23 protein-coding genes are annotated in these 22,623 nt (G+C 67.2%); 7 read left to right on the top strand and 16 right to left on the bottom strand.

From position 1 onward, the window contains the following. Positions 1-54 precede the first annotated feature (54 nt). Positions 55-900, top strand: coding sequence for a PhzF family phenazine biosynthesis protein (locus HWX14_RS01140; RefSeq protein WP_175881216.1), 846 nt, complete (start codon positions 55-57; stop codon positions 898-900). Between the two features lie 173 nt (positions 901-1,073). Then, on the top strand, positions 1,074-1,649 hold the full coding sequence (locus tag HWX14_RS01135; protein WP_069232829.1) for a DinB family protein: 576 nt from the start codon (positions 1,074-1,076) through the stop codon (positions 1,647-1,649). Positions 1,650-1,805: 156 nt separating this feature from the next. Here HWX14_RS01135 and guaA read toward each other — a convergent pair whose 3' ends face one another. The 5 genes from guaA to HWX14_RS01110 form a co-directional block, all read right to left on the bottom strand. Next, entirely contained in the window at positions 1,806-3,425 is a 1,620-nt protein-coding gene (gene guaA / locus HWX14_RS01130) for a glutamine-hydrolyzing GMP synthase (protein ID WP_175881215.1), read from the bottom strand. A 107-nt stretch (positions 3,426-3,532) separates the two neighbouring features. Continuing rightward, positions 3,533-4,141 (bottom strand): hypothetical protein, encoded by a 609-nt coding sequence (locus tag HWX14_RS01125; protein ID WP_175881214.1) that lies wholly within the window; start codon positions 4,139-4,141, stop codon positions 3,533-3,535. Positions 4,142-4,147: 6 nt separating this feature from the next. Further along, positions 4,148-5,608, bottom strand: a complete 1,461-nt coding sequence (guaB, locus tag HWX14_RS01120) for an IMP dehydrogenase (RefSeq protein ID WP_027784746.1) — start codon at positions 5,606-5,608, stop codon at positions 4,148-4,150. A gap of 281 nt (positions 5,609-5,889) precedes the next feature. After that, positions 5,890-6,723 (bottom strand): DUF2182 domain-containing protein, encoded by an 834-nt coding sequence (locus tag HWX14_RS01115; protein WP_175881213.1) that lies wholly within the window; start codon positions 6,721-6,723, stop codon positions 5,890-5,892. Between the two features lie 28 nt (positions 6,724-6,751). Further along, positions 6,752-7,516 carry a DUF899 domain-containing protein gene (locus tag HWX14_RS01110; protein WP_175881212.1) on the bottom strand — a complete coding sequence of 255 codons (765 nt, stop codon included), beginning with the start codon at positions 7,514-7,516 and terminating at the stop codon, positions 6,752-6,754. 112 nt (positions 7,517-7,628) lie between these two features. Between HWX14_RS01110 and HWX14_RS01105 the strand changes: the two genes are divergently transcribed. From HWX14_RS01105 to HWX14_RS01095, 3 genes are all read left to right on the top strand, one after another. Beyond that, entirely contained in the window at positions 7,629-8,849 is a 1,221-nt protein-coding gene (locus tag HWX14_RS01105; protein ID WP_175881211.1) for a helix-turn-helix domain-containing protein, read from the top strand. A gap of 31 nt (positions 8,850-8,880) precedes the next feature. Then, positions 8,881-9,567: a glutamine cyclotransferase gene (locus tag HWX14_RS01100; RefSeq protein ID WP_175881210.1), complete on the top strand. Its 687-nt coding sequence runs from the start codon at positions 8,881-8,883 to the stop codon at positions 9,565-9,567. A gap of 118 nt (positions 9,568-9,685) precedes the next feature. Next, the gene (locus HWX14_RS01095) at positions 9,686-10,651 is read left to right on the top strand and encodes a DMT family transporter (RefSeq protein WP_175881209.1); all 966 of its coding nucleotides are present in this window, start codon (positions 9,686-9,688) and stop codon (positions 10,649-10,651) included. Between the two features lie 42 nt (positions 10,652-10,693). On the opposite strand, the gene HWX14_RS01090 is transcribed toward HWX14_RS01095, so the two are convergent. Both HWX14_RS01090 and HWX14_RS01085 read right to left on the bottom strand, forming a co-directional pair. Continuing rightward, complete coding sequence (locus HWX14_RS01090) at positions 10,694-11,017, bottom strand: RnfH family protein (protein WP_175881208.1); 324 nt, start codon at positions 11,015-11,017, stop codon at positions 10,694-10,696. 4 nt (positions 11,018-11,021) lie between these two features. After that, positions 11,022-11,459: a type II toxin-antitoxin system RatA family toxin gene (locus HWX14_RS01085; RefSeq protein WP_006478512.1), complete on the bottom strand. Its 438-nt coding sequence runs from the start codon at positions 11,457-11,459 to the stop codon at positions 11,022-11,024. 99 nt (positions 11,460-11,558) lie between these two features. Between HWX14_RS01085 and smpB the strand changes: the two genes are divergently transcribed. Beyond that, positions 11,559-12,005, top strand: a complete 447-nt coding sequence (gene smpB, locus HWX14_RS01080; RefSeq protein WP_006478511.1) for an SsrA-binding protein SmpB — start codon at positions 11,559-11,561, stop codon at positions 12,003-12,005. Between the two features lie 158 nt (positions 12,006-12,163). Here the strand turns inward: smpB and HWX14_RS01075 are convergent, their stop codons facing one another. The 3 genes from HWX14_RS01075 to ppsA all read right to left on the bottom strand — a co-directional run bounded on the left by HWX14_RS01075 (position 12,164) and on the right by ppsA (position 16,174). Continuing rightward, positions 12,164-13,099, bottom strand: a complete 936-nt coding sequence (locus HWX14_RS01075; protein WP_175881207.1) for an SPFH domain-containing protein — start codon at positions 13,097-13,099, stop codon at positions 12,164-12,166. Positions 13,100-13,132: 33 nt separating this feature from the next. Then, positions 13,133-13,567 (bottom strand): NfeD family protein, encoded by a 435-nt coding sequence (locus HWX14_RS01070; protein ID WP_175881206.1) that lies wholly within the window; start codon positions 13,565-13,567, stop codon positions 13,133-13,135. A gap of 207 nt (positions 13,568-13,774) precedes the next feature. Next, positions 13,775-16,174: a phosphoenolpyruvate synthase gene (gene ppsA / locus HWX14_RS01065; protein ID WP_175881205.1), complete on the bottom strand. Its 2,400-nt coding sequence runs from the start codon at positions 16,172-16,174 to the stop codon at positions 13,775-13,777. A 375-nt stretch (positions 16,175-16,549) separates the two neighbouring features. Here ppsA and HWX14_RS01060 point away from each other — a divergent pair, with 375 nt between their 5' ends. After that, positions 16,550-17,365, top strand: coding sequence for a pyruvate, water dikinase regulatory protein (locus HWX14_RS01060; RefSeq protein WP_034207652.1), 816 nt, complete (start codon positions 16,550-16,552; stop codon positions 17,363-17,365). Positions 17,366-17,466: 101 nt separating this feature from the next. On the opposite strand, the gene HWX14_RS01055 is transcribed toward HWX14_RS01060, so the two are convergent. From HWX14_RS01055 to lpxD, 6 genes are all read right to left on the bottom strand, one after another. Next, positions 17,467-18,249, bottom strand: a complete 783-nt coding sequence (locus HWX14_RS01055) for an RNA methyltransferase (protein WP_175881204.1) — start codon at positions 18,247-18,249, stop codon at positions 17,467-17,469. Next, positions 18,246-18,893 carry a ribonuclease HII gene (gene rnhB, locus HWX14_RS01050; RefSeq protein ID WP_175881203.1) on the bottom strand — a complete coding sequence of 216 codons (648 nt, stop codon included), beginning with the start codon at positions 18,891-18,893 and terminating at the stop codon, positions 18,246-18,248. Before rnhB ends, HWX14_RS01055 begins: the two co-directional genes overlap by 4 nt. Beyond that, on the bottom strand, positions 18,890-20,059 hold the full coding sequence (gene lpxB / locus HWX14_RS01045; RefSeq protein WP_175881202.1) for a lipid-A-disaccharide synthase: 1,170 nt from the start codon (positions 20,057-20,059) through the stop codon (positions 18,890-18,892). Before lpxB ends, rnhB begins: the two co-directional genes overlap by 4 nt. A 3-nt stretch (positions 20,060-20,062) precedes the next feature. After that, positions 20,063-20,851, bottom strand: coding sequence for an acyl-ACP--UDP-N-acetylglucosamine O-acyltransferase (gene lpxA / locus HWX14_RS01040; RefSeq protein ID WP_175881201.1), 789 nt, complete (start codon positions 20,849-20,851; stop codon positions 20,063-20,065). A gap of 67 nt (positions 20,852-20,918) precedes the next feature. Next, positions 20,919-21,386 carry a 3-hydroxyacyl-ACP dehydratase FabZ gene (fabZ, locus tag HWX14_RS01035; protein ID WP_006495559.1) on the bottom strand — a complete coding sequence of 156 codons (468 nt, stop codon included), beginning with the start codon at positions 21,384-21,386 and terminating at the stop codon, positions 20,919-20,921. 129 nt (positions 21,387-21,515) lie between these two features. Then, positions 21,516-22,610 (bottom strand): UDP-3-O-(3-hydroxymyristoyl)glucosamine N-acyltransferase, encoded by a 1,095-nt coding sequence (gene lpxD, locus HWX14_RS01030; protein WP_175881200.1) that lies wholly within the window; start codon positions 22,608-22,610, stop codon positions 21,516-21,518. Between the last annotated feature and the right edge of the window lie 13 nt (positions 22,611-22,623).

The following is a 22,623-nucleotide window of genomic DNA, read 5'->3' as shown; positions in this document are numbered from 1 at the left end:
TATCCGGGCTCGCCGGCGCCGTCACGAACTGATCTGAATTGAAAGAGCGATGTCATGAGCCTTGCGATCCATATGGTCGACGTCTTCGGCGCCGGGCCGCTTTCGGGCAATCCGCTGGCGGTCGTCATCGGTGCCGACGCCCTGGCAACGGATGACATGCAGCGGCTGACGCGGTGGTTCAACCTGTCCGAGACCGCGTTTCTGTTGCCGCCCACGCATCCCGAGGCGGACTACCGGGTCAGGATCTTCACGCTGGACAGGGAGATGCCTTTTGCCGGGCACCCGACGCTCGGCAGTTGCCATGCGTGGCTCTCGGCAGGCCGCGTGCCGAAGCGCGCAGCGGAAATCGTCCAGGAATGCGGAGCCGGGCTGGTTCCGATCCGACTCGATCACGAGCGGCTTTCGTTCGCCGCCCCGCCGCTGATCCGCTCCGGCGCGCCGACCCAGGATGAATTGGACCAGGCTCGGCGACTGCTGGGGATCGAATCCGGCGATATCCTGGATGCCGCCTGGATCGACAACGGCCCCGGATGGCTGGGCATCAGGCTGGTATCGGCAGAGGCGGTGCTTGCGCTCGATCCGCTCCGCAGTTGGCCCGGCCGGATCGATGTCGGTGTGATCGGCCCTCATGCAACGGGCGGCGATGCCGCCTTCGAGGTTCGCGCGTTCTTCAGCGACCATCTGGGTGCTATCGTCGAAGATCCGGTCACCGGCAGCCTCAATGCTTCAATGGCGCAGTGGCTGTTCGCGACGGGTGTGGTCGAGGACGACTATGTCGCCGCCCAGGGGACACGCGTCGGCCGCCATGGCCGCATTCATTTGACCCGCGACGCGGCTGGTCAGATCTGGGTCGGCGGCAGGACGCGCACGCATGTCGAGGGCCGGCTACAAGGCCTGTGAACAGGCAAACGACAAAGCGGCAACCTGATGTTCGGGCGGGCGCACGTGACGCCCGTCCGGGTCGCGCCATACGCCGAGCAGCTTGCGCGCAGGACTGCTACCGGTGTGGCGCGACGACACCGGATCAACCCGAGCATTGTTCCGACGTTCGAAACCACGCAAGGAGTTTCAGCATGTCTGCCCTCCCGCAGAACCCGATTGCGCCATCCGGAACCACCGATCGCATCACACCGCCCGCCTCGGCAGCAGACACCTTGAGCATGCTGGTGCGCTACAAGTCCTGGGCGAACGGACTGACGTTCAAGAGCGTGATGGACCTGCCGGCTGGCGAAGCCCTTCGGCAGAGACCGACGCGGTTCGGAAACATGGTGCATACCTTGAATCATGTCTATGTAGTCGACGACATTTTCAGACATCATCTGCAAGGAAAGAAACACACCTACACCTCGCGCAACACCGACCATACGCCTGCAGTTTCCGATCTCTGGAACGCGGTTCAGGAAATGGACCGCTGGTACGTCGAGCTTGTCGACAGCTGGTCGGACGAGGATCTCGCGACAGCCATTCGTTTCGAGTTCGTGGGTGGAGGAGAAGGCGTCATGACCCGCGAGCAGATCGTGCTGCATGTCGTCAATCACGCGACCTATCATCGCGGCTTTGTCGGCGACATGATGTATCAGGTGCCTTTTGCGCCGCCGTCAAATGATCTTCCGGTATTCATCAGGGACCACTATCGCGACGCTCGGTGAGCGCCGGGTCGGCTGGCCCGGCGCTCACCCGCCACTTGTCTCGTCCGACGCCAGCCTGTTCCGCCGGACGCCGGCCGCCATCGATAGCTGCCGCAACACATTGCTTCGTCACCGCAGTTTTTCGATGGCTGGCGCTAGTTCCCGAAGGACGTCAACTCACTCCCACTCGATCGTCGCCGGCGGCTTGCCCGAGATGTCGTACACGACTCGGTTGATCCCGCGCACTTCGTTGATGATCCGGTTCGACGCGCGACCAAGCAGCGCATACGGCAGGTGCGCCCAATGCGCAGTCATGAAGTCGGTCGTCTGCACCGCGCGCAGCGACGTCACGTAGTCGTACGTCCGCCCATCGCCCATCACGCCGACCGACTTGACCGGCAGGAACACCGCGAACGCCTGGCTCGTCAGGTCGTACCAGCTCTTGCCGACGTCGGCCTCGCCGCACAGGCCGGCCGCCGCATCCTGCGCGGTCGCGGTCGTGTTGCGCAGTTCCTCGATGAAGATCGCGTCCGCGCGGCGCAGCAGGTCCGCGTACTCGCGCTTCACTTCGCCGAGAATCCGCACGCCGAGGCCCGGGCCCGGGAACGGATGGCGGTACACCATCTCCGGCGGCAGGCCGAGCGCGACGCCCAGTTCGCGCACTTCGTCCTTGAACAGGTCGCGCAGCGGCTCGAGCAGCTTCAGGCCGAGCGTCTCCGGCAGGCCGCCGACGTTGTGGTGGCTCTTGATCGTCGTCGCCTTCTTCGTCTTCGTGCCGCCCGATTCGACCACGTCCGGGTAGATCGTGCCCTGCGCGAGCCACTTCGCCTTCGACAGCTTCTGCGCTTCGGCCTGGAACACCTCGACGAACTCGCGGCCGATGATCTTGCGCTTCGCTTCCGGGTCGGTCACGCCGGCCAGATGGCCGAGGAACTGGTCGGACGCATCCACGTGCACGACCTTCGCGTGCAGGCGGCCCTCGAACATGTCGAGCACCATCTTGCCTTCGTTCAGGCGCAGCAGGCCGTGATCGACGAACACGCAGGTCAGCTGATCGCCGATCGCGCGATGGATCAGCGCGGCCGCGACGCTCGAATCGACGCCGCCCGACAGGCCGAGAATCACTTCCTCGTCACCGACCTGCTCGCGGATCTTCGCGACGGCTTCCTCGATGTGGTTCTTCATGATCCAGTCGGGCTTCGCGCCGGCGATCTGCAGCACGAAGCGTTCGATGATCTGGCGGCCCTTCACCGTGTGCGTGACTTCCGGGTGGAACTGCACCGCGTAGTAGCCGCGCGCCTCGTCGGCCATGCCGGCGATCGGGCAGCTCGGCGTCGACGCCATCAGCGCGAAGCCCGGCGGCAGCTCGGCCACCTTGTCGCCGTGGCTCATCCACACCTTCAGCATCCCGTGGCCTTCGGCCGTCGTGAAATCCTCGATGCCGTCGAGCAGGCGCGTATGGCCGTGCGCACGCATTTCCGCGTAGCCGAATTCGCGATGGTCGCTCCACTCGACCTTGCCGCCGAGCTGCACGGCCATCGTCTGCATGCCATAGCAGATGCCGAGCACCGGCACGCCGAGATCCCACACGGCCTGCGGCGCGCGCAGCTGGTGGTCTTCGTACGTGCTCGCGTGGCTGCCCGACAGGATCACCGCCTTCGGCGCGAACTCGCGGACGAAGTCGTCGGACACGTCGTTCGGATGGATTTCGCAGTAGACGTGCGCTTCGCGCACGCGGCGCGCGATCAGTTGGGTGACTTGCGAACCGAAGTCGAGAATCAGGATTTTGTCGTGCATGGCTGCGGACGGGATGAAGAGAATAAGAAAAGCAGCGCGTGAAGCGCTGCGTCAAAAACATGGACAGCGGCGTCGGGCGGCAGGCGGCTCGCGCGACGCATCGCCGGTCAATCCTGCGACGGCGGACGCGCGTCGAATGCGACGCTGCCTGACGCGCGGTCGGATGCGGCCGACGGCGTAGCCGCGGCCGGCGCAGCAGGCGCCACCGGACGGCTGACGACCGGCTCGACCCGCGGCGGCACGGCGGAGGCCGGCGCCGGTTCGACCGGACGCTTCGCGTCCCGGCCCTCGAGCGCCTGCGCCCGGTCGGCCCTTTCGCGCCGCCGCACGGCCGATGCGAGCCGCACGCCGCCGAGACCGAGCACGATCAGCGCGACCCCGGCCACCGCCGACAGCACCCGGCCGGCGGCCGCGAGCGCGGGACCGCTGCCGGTGCCGATCGACCACACGACCGTCAGCACGCCGATCAGCCAGTTCACATGGCCGACCGCCCGTGCGACGGGCGCCGTGAGGTCGCCGTTGAACGCCGCATGAAACGCGAGCCACGCGAGCCCGAGCAGCGCGATGCCGAATGCCTGACCGAGCATCGCCGGCTGGATGTTCGCCAGTTGCAGCGCGTTGAACAGCGCCTGCCAGGGCGTCAGCACGAACAGCACGCCGAACGCCAGCAGCAGCACGGCATCGACGATCAGCACGGCTCGCAGCAGCGGTTTCATCGGCGATCAGTCCACGTGGTAGTTCGGCGCTTCCTTCGTGATCTGCACGTCGTGCACGTGCGACTCGCGCATGCCCGCCGCGGTGATCTGGACGAATTCGGCCTTCTCGTGCAGCTCGTCGATCGTCTTGCAACCGCAGTAGCCCATGCTCGCGCGCACGCCGCCGACCAGCTGGAACAGGATCGCGTTGACCGAACCCTTGTACGCGACGCGGCCTTCGATGCCTTCCGGCACGAGCTTGTCGATGTTCGCCGAGTTGTCCTGGAAGTAGCGGTCTGCCGCGCCGTCCTTCATCGCACCGACCGAGCCCATGCCGCGGTACGACTTGTACTGGCGGCCCTGGTACAAGAACACGTCGCCCGGCGCTTCTTCGGTGCCCGCGAACATGCTGCCCATCATTACCGCGTTCGCGCCGGCCGCGAGAGCCTTCGACACGTCGCCCGAGAAACGCACGCCGCCGTCGGCGATGCACGGCACGCCGGTGCCCTTCAGCGCTTCCGACACGTTCGCGATCGCGCTGATCTGCGGCACGCCGACACCCGCGACGATCCGCGTCGTGCAGATCGAGCCCGGGCCGATCCCGACCTTGACCGCGTCCGCGCCGTATTCGACGAGCGCCTTCGCGGCGGCGGCCGTCGCGATGTTGCCGCCGATCACCTCGACGTGCGGGAAGTTCTGCTTGACCCAGCGCACGCGCTCGAGCACGCCCTTGCTGTGACCGTGCGCGGTATCGACGACGATCACGTCGACGCCGGCCTGCACCAGCAGCTCGACGCGTTCTTCGTTGTCGGGACCGACGCCGACCGCCGCGCCTGCGCGCAGCTTGCCGTGTTCGTCCTTGCACGCGTCCGGGTGTTCGGTCTGCTTCGTGATGTCCTTGACGGTCATCAGGCCGCGCAGTTCGAACGCGTCGTTGACGACCAGCACGCGCTCGAGGCGGTGGCTGTGCATCAGCGCCTTCGCTTCGGCGAGCGGCGTGCCTTCCTTGACCGTGACGAGACGCTCGCGCGGCGTCATGATCGACTTGACCGGCTCGTCGAGGCGCGTTTCGAAACGCAGGTCGCGGTTCGTGACGATGCCGACGAGCTGCGGGCCTTCGACGACCGGGAAGCCCGAGATGCCATGCTGGCGCGACAGCGCGATCACGTCGCGCACCTTCATTTGCGGCGGCACCGTGATCGGGTCGCGGACGACGCCCGACTCGAAACGCTTGACCTTGGCGACTTCGCGGGCCTGTTCGGCCGGCGTGAGGTTCTTGTGGACGATACCGACGCCACCCTGCTGCGCCATCGCGATCGCGAGGCGACCTTCGGTGACCGTGTCCATCGCGGCGGACACGAGCGGCATGTTCAGGGAGATGTTGCGGGTCAGCTTGGTCTTGAGGCTGGTGTCGCGCGGGAGAACGTCGGAGAAGGCGGGAACGAGGAGCACGTCATCGAAAGTGAGTGCTTTTTGGATCAGACGCATGGCAAATCCTATGGGCGCAAAAGCGAATTATACGCGAAGCGCCGCGAATTTTCACAACACGAACAACGGCTTAGCCGGTTTCGGCCGTTCGGGGGCCGAATCGTTCGGATCGCCGTTCGGTTCGTTTTCGATCGTTTTTCGTTTCACCGCCGCATCGAGCCATTCGCGCAACCGGCGGCCGGGCGGCACGTGCCCGTGTCGCGGCGAGGCCACACGGCCGCGACGGCGGCCGCCGCGCACGGTCCGGCGACACGCCGCCGAAGCGGCTTGCCTGCGTCGCGTCACGCCAGCCCGGCCGCGCGGACGATCATCGCGACGCCGCCCGCCACCGCCCCGCAACCGACGATCCGCGCGACGCGCCCGCCGGCCGGCGCCACGCGTTCGGCGGCGATCGCGACTGCGACGGCGGCCATCACGCGCAGATCCATCATGCCGGCCGCCAGCGCGACGGCCATCAGGTTCCCGCAACACGCGCCGCACCGGATCGCGGCGTGCACGCCGTACCGCCATGCCGTGACGGCCGCCACGCGCGGCCGGTGCCCGCCGTGCGCCGTCGCGTGCCGGCAGCATGCGAGCCGGCGCGCCTTCCACCCGGAGAATTGCAACGCGCCCGCCGCCAGCACGACGGCGCCGGCCGCGAACGGCATTGCACGGGCGAGCGCCGGCAGCCGGGCAGCGGCCGTCGTCAGTGCGGCGCCGGCCGGAAACACGAGCGCCCCGAGCGCCATCCAGACCGAGAAATATCCCGCTCCGGCGACGACGACAAGCCAGGCCGAACGCACCGCCGCCTGCGTACCGATGCACCGACGGTAGCGCCACAACACAGGCGCCAGCACCGGCAGCATCATCGTCACCGTCATCGCGCCCCACATTCCGGCGAACGTCGCGAATGCGCGCCCGGCGCCCTGCCCGCACGGCCGCAGCCAGGCGGCCGAGGCCGTCCAGCCGCCGGGCATCGGTTCGCCACCCATCGCGGCCATCGACGCATGCTGCGCCAGCGTCGCCACCGCGGCGACCGCGAACACGGCCGCGACCGCCACGCCGAATGCCCGCGGATCGGAGGCCGTCTCGCCGGTTTTCGGCCCGGCTTTCGGCCCGGTCGTCGTTCGTGTCATCGCGCGCTCCCATCCGTCGCCGGCCCGCTCAGCCGCGCGCGTACTCGTCGTGACGGCGCCACCACGGGGCGGCCTCGTTGCGGCCGCGCGGCGCGCGATCGAGCCACTGGTACATCCCCCACAACCCGTCGAGGCCGCGCGCGTAGGTCGAATACGTGTGATAGACGGCGCCGTCCTCGCGCACGAACGCGCTCATCCCCGGCCGGTCGAGCGAATACGTGAGCGCGTCGGTGCCGCACGTGGCCGCGAACTGCACGACGGGCGCCGGCGGCGGATCCATGTCCATCGCGTGGCCGGCCCGCGCATAGTTGTATTCGACGTCGCCCGCGCGCTGCTGCGTTTCGGTGAACGACACGTTGAAGTCGAAGTTGAAATCGCTGCCGACCGACGACGCCCACGGGAACGTCCACCCCATCCGCTGCCGGTACGCGAGCAGTTTCGCGAGCGGCGCGCGCGACACGGCCGCGAGCGTCACGTCGTGGTGCGCCAGATGCACGGCAAAGCCATCGAAGCCGTCGGCGAGCGCCGAGCACGACGGGCAGCCGGCCTTGTAGTCGGGGCCGAACATGAAGTGATAGATGAGCAATTGCGAACGGCCGCGAAACAGGTCGTCGAGCGTCGCCGGCCCGTCCTCGGTATCGAACCGGTAGGTCTTGTCGACACGCACCCACGGCAGCGCCTGGCGCTGCCGCGCGAGTTCGTCGCTTTGCCGCGTCAGCGCCTTTTCCGCGTCGAGCAGCGCGCGGCGTTCGGCGAGCCATTCGTCGCGGGTTCCGGTGAGATGGGTCGTCATGGCAGGTTCCTCCTTCGATGGGTATCCGGGCACGGCGTACGGGCCGTGTGCGTGGTGCTAGATTAGTGGCGGGCATCGGACCGGAGGGAGTGACAAGTGTGTCGGGATTCGGATGGATTCGCTGATCACGGCGGCCGCGCGCGCGCTCGCGGCCGGTGACGCGCTCGGCGCGCTGAACCGCGTCGCGCTGCGCGACGATGCGCCGGCGCTCGCGCTGCGCGGGATCGCGCTCGCGCAGCTCGGCGATTTCGACCGTGCGCGCTCGCTCGTGCGCGGCGCCGCCCGTGCATTCGGCGCGAAGGAAGCGGTCGCACGGGCGCGCTGCGTCGTCGCCGAAGCCGAGATCGCGCTCGCGTCGCGCGACCTGCACTGGCCGACGCGTGCGCTCGACGCGGCCTGCGCGACGCTCGACGCGCACGGCGACCGCGCGAACGCCGCGCATGCCCGCTATCTCGGCGTGCGCCGCTTGCTGCTGATCGGCCGGCTCGACGAGGCCGAGCGGCTGCTCGCGCATCTCGATCCCGTGCCGCTGCCGCCCGCATCGCGCGCGGCCCATGAATTGATCGCGGCCGGCATCGCGATGCGCCGTATCCGCACCCACGCGGCCCGTGCGGCACTCGACCGGGCGCGGACAGCCGCCCGCGCCGCCGGCATCGCCGCGCTGACCGCCGAGGTCGACACCGCGGCGCGCGTGCTCGACGCACCGGCCGCCCGGCTCATCGCACGCGGCACGTCGCGGCTCGTGCCGCTCGACGAGGTCGAGACGCTGTTCGAGTCGAATGCGCTCGTCGTCGACGCATGCCGCCACACGGTGCGCGATGCGCGCACGACCGTGTCGCTCGCGCGGCGCCCGGTGCTGTTCGTGCTCGCCCGTGCGCTCGGCGAGGCGTGGCCGGCTGACGTGTCGAGAAACGCGCTCGTCGCCGCCGCGTTCCGCGCGAAACACGCCGACGAATCGCACCGCGCGCGGCTGCGCGTCGAGATCGGCCGGCTGCGCGCGGTGCTGCGCCCGCTCGCGAACGTCGTCGCGACGCCGCGCGGCTTCGCGCTCGAACCGCTCGGCGTGCGCGAAACCGTCGTCCTCGCGCGTCCGGTCGACGAGCGCCACGCGGCCGTGCTCGCGCTTCTCGCCGACGGCGAAGCATGGTCGAGCTCCGCGCTGGCGCTCGCGCTCGGCGCCAGCCAGCGCACCGTGCAGCGTGCGCTGGATGCGCTTGCCGAAACCGGCAAGGTGCAGGCGCTCGGCCGCGCACGCGCGCGCCGCTGGATGACGCCGCCGCTGCCCGGATTCGCGACGACCTTGTTACTCCCGGTTGCGCTGCCGGGCGATTAGGATGGCCTCATCGAACGACGAGGTGACGAACATGAAACGCTCCACCGCAGAGATCCTTCACGAGTACGGCCCGTTTCCGGGCGTCGACGGCGTGCACGGCGTCACGTTCGACGGGCAGCACGTGTGGTACGCATCCGGCGACAAGCTGAACGCGCTCGACCCCGAGCGCGGCACGACCGTCCGCTCGCTCGACGTCGCCGCGCACGCGGGCACCGCGTTCGACGGCCGCCACCTGTTCCAGATCGTCGAGGACCGCATCGAGAAGATCGACCCGGAATCGGGCCGCGTGCTCGCGACGATCCCGGCGCCCGGCGGCGGCGCCGATTCGGGGCTCGCGTGGGCCGAAGGCACGCTGTGGGTCGGCCAGTACAGCGAACGCAAGATTCATCAGGTGGATCCGCAGTCGGGCGCCGTGCTGCGCACGATCGAATCGAACCGCTTCGTCACCGGCGTGACGTGGGTCGACGGCGAGCTGTGGCACGGCACGTGGGAAGCCGACCAGAGCGACCTGCGGCGCATCGATCCGCGCACGGGCGAGGTGCTCGAGCAGATCGACATGCCGGCCGGCGTCGGCGTGTCGGGGCTCGAATCCGACGGCCACGACCGCTTCTACTGCGGCGGCGGCAACAGCGGCAAGCTGCGTGCCGTGCGCCGTCCGGCGCGCACGCGTGCCGCCGGCGACGACACGGCGGCGACCCCCGATCCGGCAGACGAATGATTCGCCGCGCGTCGAACCCGTCCGACGCGCGCATGCCCCGAGTGCAGGAATGAACAAGACGCCGCCGCAACGGCATCGCTAAGATGCGCGCACCTCAGTCATTCGTTCGGAGCGGTCGATGCAGCGCGGCGTGATTTATGGTGTCCTGGCCGGCGGCCTGTGGGGCATGGTGTTTCTGGTTCCGCGGCTGCTGACCGATTTCTCGCCGCTGCTGCTGAGCGCCGGCCGCTACACGATGTACGGCCTCGTGTCGCTCGTGGCCGCCCTGCCGGCCGCCCGCTCGCTGTTCGTTCGGCTGACCCGCGAGGATCTCGTCGCGCTGGTGAGGCTCGCGGTCATCGGCAACGTCGCGTACTACATGCTGCTGTCCGGCGCCGTACACCTGATCGGTATCGCGCCCAGTTCGCTGATCGTCGGCGTGCTGCCCGTGACCGTCACGCTCGCGGGCCTCGGCGACCACGGCGCGATGCCGCTGCGGCGGCTCGCCGTCCCGCTTGCGTTGGTGGTCGGGGGCATCGTCTGCATCAACGTCGATCTGTTTACGTCCGAAGCCGCGCACGCGACGACGCTCGCCCAAAAGCTCGCGGGCATCGCCTGCGCGGCGGGCGCGCTCGCAAGCTGGACCTGGTATGCGGTGGCGAACACACGCTACCTGCAGCGCCATCACCACTTCGGCGGCAACGAATGGTCGGTGCTGTGGGGTGTCGTGACGGGCCTGATCGGCGGGCTCTGCTGGATGGCGATCCTCGCGCTGCCGGCCGACACGATACAGGCGGCCGTCCCGGCATCGCGCTGGCAGTTGTTCTGGCTGCTGAATCTCGCGCTCGCGATCGGCGCGTCGTGGCTCGGCAACGGGCTGTGGAACGCCGCGTCGAAGCGGCTGCCGCTGACGCTGTCGGGTCAGTTGATCGTGTTCGAAACCGTGTTCGCGATGCTGTACGCGTTCGTGTACGACCGGCGGATGCCGCACGCGCTCGAGATCGCCGCGCTCGGGCTGCTGCTCGCCGGCGTCTACGGCTCGGTGCGACGGCATGGCGACACGCCGGGCAGCGCGCCGACCAACGCAAACGCCGCAGCCCACTGAGCGCCGCGGCGTTTGATCAGATCAATCGGAACGAAAAGCGCGTCAGCGCGCGTCCTTGTGCATCCACTTGCGGCCCTCGATCGAGCCGTCGCGGCGCGATTTGTCGACGCGCCGCTGGCGCGCGAGCTTCGGATCGACGATCAGCGGACGGTAGATCTCGACGCGATCGTGATCGACCAGCGGCGCGTCGAGCGGCGCGAGCTTGCCGTAGACGCCCGTCTTCGCCTGTGCGAGATCGATCTCCGGGTGCAGCGCGAGCACGCCGCTCGCGTCGATCGCCGAGCGCACGGTCGCCCCATCGGGCAACGACAGCGGAATCAGCGTCTGGCGGTCCGGCAGTGCGTAGCAGACTTCGATCGACAGCATCGCGTCACCCCTTTCCGTAGCGCTGGTCCGCCCGCTTCACGAACGAATCGACGAACGTGTTCGCGATGTGGCTGAATACCGGCCCGATGATCTTCTCGAGCAGGATGCTCGAGAACTCGTAGTGCAGCGCGAATTCGATCTTGCACGCATCGGCGCGCAGCGGGATGAAGCGCCACGAACCCGTGAACTTCTTGAACGGCCCGTCCGCGAACTCCATGTCGATCCGCGTCGGACGCTGCTGCGTGTTGCGCGTCGCGAAATGCTGCTTGATGCCCTTGAAGTTGATGTCGATGCGCGCTTCCATTCCGCTCTCGTCCTGACGGCGAACCTCGACACCGCCGCACCAGGGCAGGAAATTGGGGTAGTCGGCCACGTCGGTGACGAGGTCGAACATCTGTTCCGCCGAGTGGCGGATCAATACGGTTTTCTGGACATCTGCCATAAATCGCGCGGCATCGCTTAAAGTGGGAACGCCAAGCCGGGCGATTCCCGCCCCGCTTTGCTAAAATCGTGATTTTAAACGAGTTGGCCCGATCCTTTCATGAGCATCATCGACAACAGGAAAGCGCACTTCGATTATCACATCGAGGAACGCTACGAGGCGGGGCTCGTGCTGGAGGGCTGGGAAGTCAAGGCGCTGCGCGCCGGACGCGGCCAGATCAAGGAAGGCTACGTCGTGGTGAAGAACGCCGAGATCTTTCTGATCGGGACCCATATCAGCCCGCTGCCCGAAGCCTCGACGCACATCAAGCCCGACCCGGTTCGCACGCGCAAGCTGCTGCTGCACCGCGAGGAAATCAAGAAGCTGATCGGCAAGGTCGAGCAGCGCGGCTACACGCTCGTGCCGCTGAACTTCCACTACAAGGGCGGTCGCGTGAAATGCGACATCGCGCTCGCGAAGGGCAAGAAGCTGCACGACAAGCGCGAAACCGAAAAGAAGCGCGACTGGGAACGCGAGAAGGCGCGCATCATGCGGGCCGGCACCTGACGCCCACCGCATTCATCGCAAACGACACGGCCCGCTCGAAGCGGGCCGTGTTGCTTTGGACTGCCTGAATCGCGCGTGCCGCTTGGCCGGCTGCGCGACGATTCGTCGCACGACGATCGCACGCGGCGACCGCGCAGGGATCGGGCAGCCGATCGGGCTCAGCCCTTCGCGCCCGAGCCCACACCCGCGCTCTTGACGATCGTCAGCGCCGACGAGATCGCGGTGCCGAGATCCGACAGGTTCGACGGCACGATCAGCGTGTTGCCCTGCTTCGCGAGATTCGCGAACGCGCCGACATATTGCTCGGCGACCTTCAGGTTCACCGCGTCCATCCCGCCTTGCGACTGGATCGCGCTCGCGATCTTCTGGATCGCCTGCGCGTTCGCCTCGGCCACCGCCAGGATCGCGGCGGCTTCGCCCTGCGCCTGGTTGATTGCGGCCTGCCGCTCGCCTTCGGACTTCTGGATCGCGGCTTCGCGCGCGCCCGATGCGAGGTTGATCTGTTCCTGCTTGCGGCCTTCGGATGCGGCGATCAGCGCGCGCTTTTCGCGCTCGGCCGTGATCTGCGCCTGCATCGCGTGCAGGATCTCCTTCGGCGGCGTCAGGTCCTTGATCTCGTAACGCAGCACTTTCACGCCCCAGTTCGCGGCGGCGTCGTCGAGCGCCGACACGATGCTGTGGTTGATGAAATCGCGCTCCTCGAAGGTTTTGTCGAGCTCGAGCTTGCCGATCACCGAGCGCAGCATCGTCTGCGACAGCTGCGTGATCGCGAGCACGAAGTTGCTCGACCCGTACGACGCCTTCATCGGATCCATCACCTGGAAATACAGCACGCCGTCCACCTGCAGCTGCGTGTTGTCGCGCGTGATACAGACCTGGCTCGGCACGTCGAGCGGAATTTCCTTCAGCACGTGCCGGTATGCGATCCGATCGACGAACGGCAGCACGATATTGAGACCGGGCGACAGCGTCGCGTGATAGCGCCCGAAGCGCTCGAGCACCCACGCATGCTGCTGCGGGACGATCTTCACCGTCTTCGACACGATCACGATCGCGATGACGAGCAGGACAACCCAGATGATCAGCGAATCCATGAAGTATTTCCTCCTTGTTGTATCAGCGGACGATCAGCCCGCGGGTTTCGCCACGACCACGAGGCAATTGCCGCGCACGGCGCTCACCTGGTACACGTGCGCATCGTCGCGCTCGCCGTGCGCGAGCTCGACGTCCCAGTCGGCACCGCGATACTGCACGCGCGCGCGGCCGTCACGCCACGCGTCGACCGTGACGGTCGAGCCGATATCGAGATTGACGTCGGGATTCGTCGACGTGTCGCGCTTCTGCTTGCGGCCGAGCCCCGAACGGCGCAGCACGATCATCGCGACGATCGCGACCGCGGCCGCCGCGCCGAACTGCGCGTGCGGCGCGAAACCGGCCAGTTGCAACACCCCGCCCGCGAGAAAGCCGAGTGCGATCATCAGCAGGTAGAACGTGCCCGTCAGCAACTCGGCGACGACCAGCACGCCCACCCCGATCCACCAGAACAGATGCCCCGACATCATTGTGGTCTCCAGAAAAACGCCCCGATGCTCACTATATTCGCTGCGCTCGCCACTGTGCGAAGCGGTCGGCGCGCTCGCGAGGGCCGCGCGTACCGACGAAAAAAAACACCCCGGTGCTTACCGGGGTGTTTATAGCACGAACCTTGCATTTTGCCTTCAACGAAAGCGCGGCGGACCGCGCTTTCGCCGAAGTGGCATGACCGACCGTTACTTGCGGTTGGCGAGCGCCTGCCACGTATCGATGATCGTGTCGGGGTTCAGCGAGATCGACTCGATGCCTTCGTCGGTCAGCCACTGCGCGAAGTCCGGGTGATCGGACGGGCCCTGGCCGCAGATACCGACGTACTTGCCCATCTTGCGGCAGGTGTCGATCGCACGCTTCAACAGGAACTTGACGGCCGGGTCGCGTTCGTCGAAGTCCACTGCCAGCAGTTCCATGCCCGAATCGCGGTCGAGGCCGAGCGTGAGCTGCGTGAGGTCGTTCGAGCCGATCGAGAAACCGTCGAAGAACTGCAGGAAGTCTTCGGCAAGAATCGCGTTGGTCGGCACTTCGCACATCATCACGAGGCGCAGGCCGTTTTCGCCGCGCTTCAGGCCGAACTTCTCGAGCAGGCCGACGACGCGCTCCGCCTGCTTCACGGTCCGCACGAACGGCACCATGATCTCGACGTTGGTCAGGCCCATCTCGTCACGCACGCGCTTCAGTGCACGGCATTCCATCTCGAACGCCTGCGCGAAATCTTCAGCGATGTAGCGCGACGCGCCGCGGAAGCCCAGCATCGGGTTTTCCTCGTCCGGCTCGTAACGCGAACCGCCGATCAGCTTCTTGTACTCGTTCGACTTGAAGTCAGACAGACGCACGATCACGGGCTTCGGATAGAACGCCGCCCCAATCGTCGCGACGCCTTCCGTCAGCTTGTCGACGTAGAACTGGCGCGGCGACGCGTGGCCGCGCGCAACGCTTTCGACCGCCTTCTTCAGGTCCTGGTCGATGTTCGGGTACTCGAGAATCGCCTTCGGGTGAACGCCGATGTTGTTGTTGATGATGAACTCGAGACGCGCGAGGCCAACACCACCGTTCGGCAGTTGCGAGAAGTCGAACGCGAGTTGCGGGTTGCCGACGTTCATCATGATCTTGACCGGGATTTCCGGCAGTTCGCCGCGCTGCACTTCCGTGACTTCCGTCTCGAGCAGCCCGTCGTAGATCTTGCCTTCGTCGCCTTCCGCGCACGACACGGTGACGAGCGCGCCGTCCTTCAGGATGTCGGTCGCATCGCCGCAGCCGACGACCGCCGGCACGCCGAGCTCACGCGCGATGATCGCCGCGTGGCAGGTACGGCCGCCGCGGTTCGTGACGATCGCCGCCGCACGCTTCATCACCGGCTCCCAGTTCGGGTCGGTCATGTCGGCCACCAGCACGTCGCCCGGCTGCACGCGTTCCATTTCCGACGGATCCTGGATCACGCGCACGGGGCCCGCGCCGATCTTCTGGCCGATCGCACGACCCGTCGCGAGCACCTGCGACTGGCCCTTCAGTTTGAAGCGCTGCTCGGCCTTGCCGCTCGCCTGGCTCTTCACCGTTTCCGGACGCGCCTGCAGGATGAAGATCTTGCCGTCGCGGCCGTCCTTGCCCCACTCGATGTCCATCGGACGCTGGTAGTGCTTCTCGATGATGACCGCGTACTTCGCCAGCTCGATCACGTCTTCATCGGTGATCGAGTAGCGGTTGCGCTGCTCGTGCGGCACGTCGACCGTCTTCACGCGGCCCGGCTCGCCCGGCTGCGTGAATTCCATCTTGATCAGCTTCGAGCCGATCGAGCGGCGGATGATCGGGTACTTGTCCTGCGCGAGCGTCGTCTTGAACACGTAGAACTCGTCCGGGTTCACCGCGCCCTGCACGACGGTTTCGCCCAGGCCGTAGCTCGACGTGATGAACACGGCGTCCTTGAAGCCCGATTCGGTGTCGATCGTGAACATCACGCCGGCCGCGCCGACGTCCGAGCGGACCATGCGCTGCACGCCGGCCGACAGCGCGACTTCGGCGTGCGTGAAGCCCTTGTGCACGCGGTACGAGATCGCGCGGTCGTTGTACAGCGACGCGAACACGTGCTTCATGCGATCGAGCACGTCGTCGATGCCGACGACGTTCAGATACGACTCCTGCTGACCGGCGAACGAGGCGTCGGGCAGGTCTTCCGCGGTCGCGGACGAACGCACGGCGAACGACAGTTCGGCCGGCGAGCCGTTCTTCAGCACTTCGAACTGCGCGCGGATTTCCTGCTCGAGGCGCGCCTGCAGCGGTGCATCGACGATCCACTTGCGGATTTCGGCACCGGCTTCGGCGAGCGCCTTCACGTCGTCGATGTCGAGCGACTCGAGACGCTTGGCGATGCGATCGGTGAGGTCGTTGTGCTTGAGGAAATCGCGGAATGCGAGCGCGGTCGTGGCGAAACCGGTGGGAACGCGAACGCCTGCTTCGGAAAGCTGGCTGATCATCTCGCCGAGCGACGCATTCTTGCCGCCCACGATTTCCACATCGGTCATCCGCAACTGCTCGAACGGAATTACATACGCCTGGTCCTTTGCGACGTTTGCTGCGTTAGTCATACAAGCCCCTAAGTGTGAAAAAAATGCTCGATCGCGCAAGTGGGCTTGGACGCGGGCGCTTGCAAAAAGGCGCGGCGCGTCTTGCGCAACCTGTTAGATAAACATTCGCAGCGGCGGAAATGTTCCGACCCGATTTGAAAAAATCCCGGCAGAAGGGCGATATTTGCAGACAAATCGCCAGACTTGCCGGGAATTCTGGAATCGTGCGGCCCAGCCACGGGCCGCCGTTCGCGCCCCGCCCCGCAATTGCTTATCCAACAGGTTGCCGCTATTCTACCGTGCCGGCTGCCGGATGTGGCGCGACCTTGTCACTGGGTCTGGAGGCTCACCTCCAGCCGCCCGCGCAACTGCCCTTCACGCTCGACGTCCAGATTCATGCTGCCTACCGTATTCATCGTCTCCGACGGCACCGGGATCACTGCCGAAACCTTCGCGCATTCGATCCTCTCCCAGTTCGACCAGAAATTCCGCCTCGTGCGCGTGCCGTTCGTCGACTCGCTCGACAAGGCCTATGCGACCGTCGAGAAGATCAACGAAGCCGCCGTGCACGATGGCCGCCGCGCGATCGTGTTCACGACGCTCGTCGACAGCGAATCGAACGACATCGTCAAGCGCTCGAACGCGCTCGTGCTCGACATGTTCCAGCGCTTCGTCGAACCGCTCGAGCAGGAACTGGAACTGAAGTCGAGCCACGCGATGGGCCGCGGCCACCAGAACGCGGACACCGAGGAATACAAGACGCGGATCGAGGCGATCAACTTCTCGCTCGCGCACGACGACGGCCAGTCGAACCGCAACCTGTCGGAAGCCGACGTGATCCTGGTCGGCGTGTCGCGCAGCGGCAAGACGCCGACGAGCCTGTACCTCGCGATGCAGTACGGCGTGAAGGCGGCCAACTATCCGCTGATTCCGGAAGACTTCGAACGCGGCAAGCTGCCGTCGGCGCTGTCGCCGTACAGCGACAAGCTGTTCGGGCTGTCGATCGATCCGCAGCGCCTGTCGGAGATCCGCAACGAGCGCCGGCCGGGCAGCAAGTACGCGGCGCCCGAGAACTGCCGCTACGAGATCAACGAGGCCGAAGCGATGATGCGCCGCGAAGGGATCAAGTGGCTGTCGTCGACGCACAAGTCGATCGAGGAAATCGCGACGACGATCCTGCAGGAAATCCGCCTCGACCGGCAGTCGTACTGAGCGCGGGCGCGCCGGCGGCCGTCCAGCCGTCGCCACGAAAGCAACGAGGCCGCGTCAAATGCGGCCTTGTTTCGTTTTACGGCACTGCAACGCGCGCGGCGTCACACAGGCCGCTGCTGCCGCACCTGCTCGAACAGGCACACCGCTGCCGCCGCAGCGACGTTCAGCGACTCCATCCCGCCCGGCTGCGGAATCGTCACGCGATGCGTGGCCGCGTCGCGCCAGAATGCCGACACGCCCGCGCCCTCGTTGCCGAACACCCATGCAACGGGCCCGGACAGGTCGCAGTCGTAGACCGCCTGCGCGCCGTGCGAGTCGGTCAGCGCGACCGGTACGTCGAGGCATTCGGCGAGCGCCGCCGCTTCGACGTCCTCGTGGATCGACAGCAGGAAATGCGCGCCCATGCCCGAGCGCAACACCTTCGACGACCACGCATAGGCCGTCCCCGGCGCGCAGAACACGTGACGCACGCCGGCCGCCGCCGCGCTGCGCAGGATCGAGCCGACGTTGCCGGCATCCTGCACGCCGTCGAGCACGACCGACGTATGCGTCACGCGCGCGGGCAGCGGTTGCGCCGGCCGGTCGACCAGCAGCAGGAAGCCGACGCCGTTGACGACGTTCGACAACTGCCCGAACAGCGCGTCCGGCAGCGTGACGATCCGCTGCGCGTCGATGCGCGCGACGATCGCCTGCGCGTCGGCGTGGCCGAGCGCACCTTCGGTCGTCACGCACAGCTCGGGCGTCGCGCCCGTGTCGAGGTACGCGCTCGCGAGATGGAAACCTTCGAGCAGCGCCTGGCCGCCGCGGCGCTGCTGGGACGTCGAACCCGCGAGCGCCTTCAGGCGCTTGTACAGCGGGTTGTCGCGGGAAGTGATGCTTTTCATCGAATCAGGTCGAGCGCCTCGCGCACGGGGGCAAACGAGCGCCGATGCACTTCGCACGGGCCGTGCTCGCGCAGCGCGGCAAGATGTTTCGGCGTGCCGTACCCGGCATGCACGTTGAAGCCATACACGGGAAAGCGCTCATGCAGATCGACGAGCATGCGGTCGCGCGTGACCTTCGCGAGGATCGACGCGGCCGAGATGCTCGGCACGAGCGCGTCGCCGCTGACGATCGCCTCCGCACGGACCATCAACGTCGGGCAACGGTTGCCATCGATCTGCGCGAGCGTCGGCAGCACCGACAGCCCTTCGACGGCCCGCTTCATCGCGAGCATCGTCGCGTGCAGGATGTTCAGCGTATCGATCTCGTCGACGCTCGCCGACGCGACGCAGTACGCGCGCGAACGCGCGACGATCAGGTCGTACAGCATGTCGCGCTTTTTCGCGGACAGCGCTTTCGAATCGTCGAGCCCGTCGATCGGCTGCGCCGGATCGAGGATCACCGCGGCGGCCACCACCGGCCCCGCGAGCGGGCCGCGGCCCGCTTCGTCGACGCCGCAGACGATCTCGTCCGGGCGGCTGAAATCGAAACCGCCCTGCAGCACGTCGCTCGACGCGCGACGGCGCGGTGCACGCACTGCGGTCATGCGCGCCCCTTGCGTTGTTCGAGCACGCGCACGACGGCCTCGGCGGCCTTCGCGGCCGTGTTTTGCCGCAGCGACAGATGCATTTCGGTAAACACTTCGGTCAGCGTGCGGCGGTTCGCGTCGTCGCGCAGCTGCGTGAGCGTCGCATCGGCGAGCGCCTCGGGCGTCGCGAAATGCTGCAGCAGCTCGGGCACGACGAAGCGCCCCGCCAGGATGTTCGGCAAGCCGACATACGGCAGGTAGCCCTGCCGACGCATGATCTGCCCGGTCAGCCAGGGCACCTTGTACGAGATCACCATCGGCTTCTTCAGCAGCGCGGCTTCCAGCGTGACGGTGCCGCTCTTCACGAGGATCGCGTCGGCGGCCGTCATCGCGACCTGCGAGCGGCCGTCGGTGATCGTCAACGCGAGTTGCGGATGCGCGTCGACGAGCGGCTGCAGCAGTTCGCGCAGCGCGGGCGTCGCGGCCGGCATCACGAACCGCACGCCGGGCTCGCGCTGCTGCATCAGCGCCATCGCCGCGAAGAACGTCGGGCCGATCAGCGCGATCTCCGAGCGCCGGCTGCCCGGCAGCACCGCGATCACGGGGCCGTCTGCGGCCAGGCCCAGCGCGATGCGCGCGCCGTGCGTGTCGGGTTCGAGCGGGATTTCGTCGGCCAGCGGATGGCCGACGTAGGTCGATGCGACGCCGGCCTTGTCGAGAATCGCCGGTTCGAACGGGAACAGGCACAGCATGTGGTCGACGGACTTCGCGATCTTCTTGATCCGGCCGCCGCGCCACGCCCAGATCGACGGGCACACGAAGTGGATCGATGGGATGCCCGCGTCGCGCGCGGCCTGTTCGACGCTGAAGTTGAAATCGGGCGCGTCGACGCCGATGAACGCGTCCGGCCGCTCGGCGAGCAGCTGGCGCTTCAGTTCGCCGCGAATCCGCAGGATCTCGGGGATCTGGCCCAGCGCCTCGACATAGCCGCGCACGGTCAGCTTGTCCATCTGCCAGTGCGAATCGAAGCCCTGCGCGATCATGCGCGGCCCGCCGATCCCGTAATACTGGGCCGATTCGGGCAGCCGCTCGCGCAGCCCGCCGAGCAGCGACGCCGCGAGCAGGTCGCCCGACGGCTCGCCGGCCACCATCGCGAGCCGCAGCTGATTGGTCGGGAGCGGCATCGCTTAGCGGATGATGCCGCGTTGCGACGCGTCGATGAACTCGACGAGCGCCGTCACCGGTGCATCGCCGTCGCCGCCCGCTTCCGCGAGCTCGCGCAGTTGCACCTTCGCTTCCTCGAGCGACAGCCCGTTCTTGTACAGCAAGCGATACGCGCTGCGCAGCGCCGAGATCGCGTCGGCCGAGAAGCCGCGCCGGCGCAGCCCTTCGACGTTGATCCCGTGCGGCTCCGCCTTGTTGCCGGCCGCGATCACGAACGGCGGGATGTCCTGCACGAGCGCCGACGCGCCGCCCAGCATCGAATGCGCGCCGATACGCACGAACTGGTGCACGCCCGACATGCCGCCGACGATCGCGAAGTCGCCGATCTCGACGTGGCCGGCCATCTGCGCGTTGCTCGACAGGATCACGTTGTTGCCGACGCGGCAGTCGTGGCCGATGTGCACGTAGGCCATGATCCAGTTGTCGTCGCCGAGCGTCGTCACGCCGACGTCCTGCACGGTGCCCGTGTGGATCGTCGTGAATTCGCGGATCGTGTTGCGGTTGCCGATCACGAGCTTCGTCGGCTCGTCCTTGTACTTCATGTCCTGCGGACGGCCGCCGACCGACGCGTAATGGCCGATGCGGTTGTCCTCGCCGAGCGTCGTATGGCCTTCGATCACGCTGTGCGAGCCGATCGTCGTGCGCGCGCCGATCGTGACGTGCGGGCCGATGATCGCGTACGGGCCGATCTCGACCGATTCGTCGATCTGCGCGCCCGGCTCGACGATCGCGGTAGGATGAATCCTGGTCATGCGCCGTTGCCTCTCGATATGATGTGTCGCGTTGCTCGCGTTACGTTACCCATGCGTGCCGCGTCGCTCAGGGCGCCGCGTCGGCCGTCTTGACCGTGCACATCAGTTCGGCCTCCGCCGCCACCTTGCCGTCCACTTCCGCCACCGCCTTGAACTTCCAGATGCCGCGGATGTAGCGCTCGAACGTCACGTTCAGGATCAGCTGGTCGCCCGGTTCGACCACGCGCTTGAAGCGCGCGCCGTCGATCCCGACGAAGTAATACAGCGTGTTCTCCGGATCCTTCGGCTGCTCTTCCGCGAATGTCAGCAGCGCCGCGGCCTGCGCGAGCGCCTCGAGGATCAGCACGCCCGGCATCACCGGCCGCTTCGGGAAGTGCCCCTGGAAGAACGGCTCGTTGATCGACACGTTCTTCAGCGCTTTGATCCCTTTGTGCGGTTCGAGTTCGAGCACGCGGTCGACGAGCAGAATCGGGTAGCGATGCGGCAGCAGCGTGAGGATCTTGTGGATGTCGAGATTGATTTTTTCAGTGCTCATGATGGTTCGTCTCACGCAGAGGCTGCGCGGTGGTGATGCAAAGGCTGAAGCGGGCCGCCGCGCGGCCCAGTCTGGCAAACCGGGCCGGTTGCGCTGGCCGGGCCCGGTTCGTGGTCTCGCATGACGCGCTCAGGCGTCCGCGCCGCCTTGGGCGGCGAGCGCGGCTTCGAGCGCCTTGATGCGCTCGCGCAGCTTGTCGAGGTTGCGCACGAGCGCGGCGCTCTTGTTCCATTCGCCGTGGTCGACGGCCGGAAACGCGCTGGTATAGATGCCGGCCTTCGGCAGCGACTTCGATACGCCCGACTTCGCGGTGATGATGACATAGTCGCCGAGCGTCACGTGGCCGGCGATCCCGGCCGCGCCGCCGATCATGCAGTGGCGGCCGATCGTCGTGCTGCCCGCGATGCCGGCGCTGCCGGCAATCACCGTGTACGCGCCGATCCGGCAGTTGTGACCGATCTGGACCTGGTTGTCGATCTTCACGCATTCCTCGATGACGGTATCCGCCATCGCGCCGCGGTCGATCGTCGTGTTCGCGCCGATTTCGACGTCCGGGCCGATCGTCACGCCGCCGACCTGCGGGATCTTGACCCAGCTGCCGGTGCGCGCGTCGCCGTCGCCGACGAAATCCGGCGCAAAGCCGAAGCCGTCGGAGCCGATCACGGCGCCCGCATGGACGATCGCGCGCGGGCCGATCTTGCAGCCGTGGTACACCGATGCGTTCGGATAGAAATGCGAGCCGGCGCCGATCGTCGTGCCGCGGCCGACGAAGACGTTCGCGTCGAGCTGCACGCCGTCTTCGATCACCGCGCCGGCCTCGACCGTCACGTGCGGGCCGATCACCGCGGTCGCGGCGACCTGTGCGGCCGGATCGATCGTCGCGCTCGGATGCACGCCGGCCGCGCGCGGCGGCGTGGCGAGATCGATGAACATCTGCGCGACCCGCGCGAAGTACGCGTACGGATTCGGCGTCACGATGAAGTTGCGAGGGCCGGCCGTCCGGGCGGTGGCGGCCGCGCCCAGCTTTTGCAGATCCTGCGGCGCGATCAGCACCGCGCCGGCGCGGGTCGTCTCGACCTGCGACAGGTACTTCGGGTTCGCGAGAAACGCGAGCTGCTGAGGGCCTGCCTGGTCGAGCGGCGCGAGGCCGCCGACCGTGCACTGTGCATCGCCGACGATCTCGCCGCCGAACCGCTTTACGAGTGCCTCAAGCGTCAATGCCATTCGTCGTCTGCTC

The organism is Burkholderia sp. BCC0044 (genome assembly GCF_902832955.1).
GTDB lineage: Bacteria > Pseudomonadota > Gammaproteobacteria > Burkholderiales > Burkholderiaceae > Burkholderia.
Note: the sequence above shows the minus strand (reverse complement) of the source record. Positions and strands in the feature narration are given on the sequence as shown.

What these genes read in the sequence shown, in the direction of transcription:
- lpxD (WP_175881200.1), bottom strand. Translation starts at nt 22,610, where the DNA reads ATGGCATTGACGCTTGAGGCACTCGTAAAGCGGTTCGGCGGCGAGATC.
- HWX14_RS01140 (WP_175881216.1), top strand. Translation starts at nt 55, where the DNA reads ATGAGCCTTGCGATCCATATGGTCGACGTCTTCGGCGCCGGGCCGCTT.
- HWX14_RS01135 (WP_069232829.1), top strand. Translation starts at nt 1,074, where the DNA reads ATGTCTGCCCTCCCGCAGAACCCGATTGCGCCATCCGGAACCACCGAT.
- HWX14_RS01055 (WP_175881204.1), bottom strand. Translation starts at nt 18,249, where the DNA reads ATGAAAAGCATCACTTCCCGCGACAACCCGCTGTACAAGCGCCTGAAG.
- HWX14_RS01100 (WP_175881210.1), top strand. Translation starts at nt 8,881, where the DNA reads ATGAAACGCTCCACCGCAGAGATCCTTCACGAGTACGGCCCGTTTCCG.
- lpxB (WP_175881202.1), bottom strand. Translation starts at nt 20,059, where the DNA reads ATGCCGCTCCCGACCAATCAGCTGCGGCTCGCGATGGTGGCCGGCGAG.
- HWX14_RS01075 (WP_175881207.1), bottom strand. Translation starts at nt 13,099, where the DNA reads ATGGATTCGCTGATCATCTGGGTTGTCCTGCTCGTCATCGCGATCGTG.
- HWX14_RS01095 (WP_175881209.1), top strand. Translation starts at nt 9,686, where the DNA reads ATGCAGCGCGGCGTGATTTATGGTGTCCTGGCCGGCGGCCTGTGGGGC.
- HWX14_RS01090 (WP_175881208.1), bottom strand. Translation starts at nt 11,017, where the DNA reads ATGCTGTCGATCGAAGTCTGCTACGCACTGCCGGACCGCCAGACGCTG.
- smpB (WP_006478511.1), top strand. Translation starts at nt 11,559, where the DNA reads ATGAGCATCATCGACAACAGGAAAGCGCACTTCGATTATCACATCGAG.
- HWX14_RS01085 (WP_006478512.1), bottom strand. Translation starts at nt 11,459, where the DNA reads ATGGCAGATGTCCAGAAAACCGTATTGATCCGCCACTCGGCGGAACAG.
- HWX14_RS01070 (WP_175881206.1), bottom strand. Translation starts at nt 13,567, where the DNA reads ATGATGTCGGGGCATCTGTTCTGGTGGATCGGGGTGGGCGTGCTGGTC.
- HWX14_RS01060 (WP_034207652.1), top strand. Translation starts at nt 16,550, where the DNA reads ATGCTGCCTACCGTATTCATCGTCTCCGACGGCACCGGGATCACTGCC.
- lpxA (WP_175881201.1), bottom strand. Translation starts at nt 20,851, where the DNA reads ATGACCAGGATTCATCCTACCGCGATCGTCGAGCCGGGCGCGCAGATC.
- guaB (WP_027784746.1), bottom strand. Translation starts at nt 5,608, where the DNA reads ATGCGTCTGATCCAAAAAGCACTCACTTTCGATGACGTGCTCCTCGTT.
- guaA (WP_175881215.1), bottom strand. Translation starts at nt 3,425, where the DNA reads ATGCACGACAAAATCCTGATTCTCGACTTCGGTTCGCAAGTCACCCAA.
- fabZ (WP_006495559.1), bottom strand. Translation starts at nt 21,386, where the DNA reads ATGAGCACTGAAAAAATCAATCTCGACATCCACAAGATCCTCACGCTG.
- ppsA (WP_175881205.1), bottom strand. Translation starts at nt 16,174, where the DNA reads ATGACTAACGCAGCAAACGTCGCAAAGGACCAGGCGTATGTAATTCCG.
- rnhB (WP_175881203.1), bottom strand. Translation starts at nt 18,893, where the DNA reads ATGACCGCAGTGCGTGCACCGCGCCGTCGCGCGTCGAGCGACGTGCTG.
- HWX14_RS01125 (WP_175881214.1), bottom strand. Translation starts at nt 4,141, where the DNA reads ATGAAACCGCTGCTGCGAGCCGTGCTGATCGTCGATGCCGTGCTGCTG.
- HWX14_RS01115 (WP_175881213.1), bottom strand. Translation starts at nt 6,723, where the DNA reads ATGACACGAACGACGACCGGGCCGAAAGCCGGGCCGAAAACCGGCGAG.
- HWX14_RS01110 (WP_175881212.1), bottom strand. Translation starts at nt 7,516, where the DNA reads ATGACGACCCATCTCACCGGAACCCGCGACGAATGGCTCGCCGAACGC.
- HWX14_RS01105 (WP_175881211.1), top strand. Translation starts at nt 7,629, where the DNA reads ATGGATTCGCTGATCACGGCGGCCGCGCGCGCGCTCGCGGCCGGTGAC.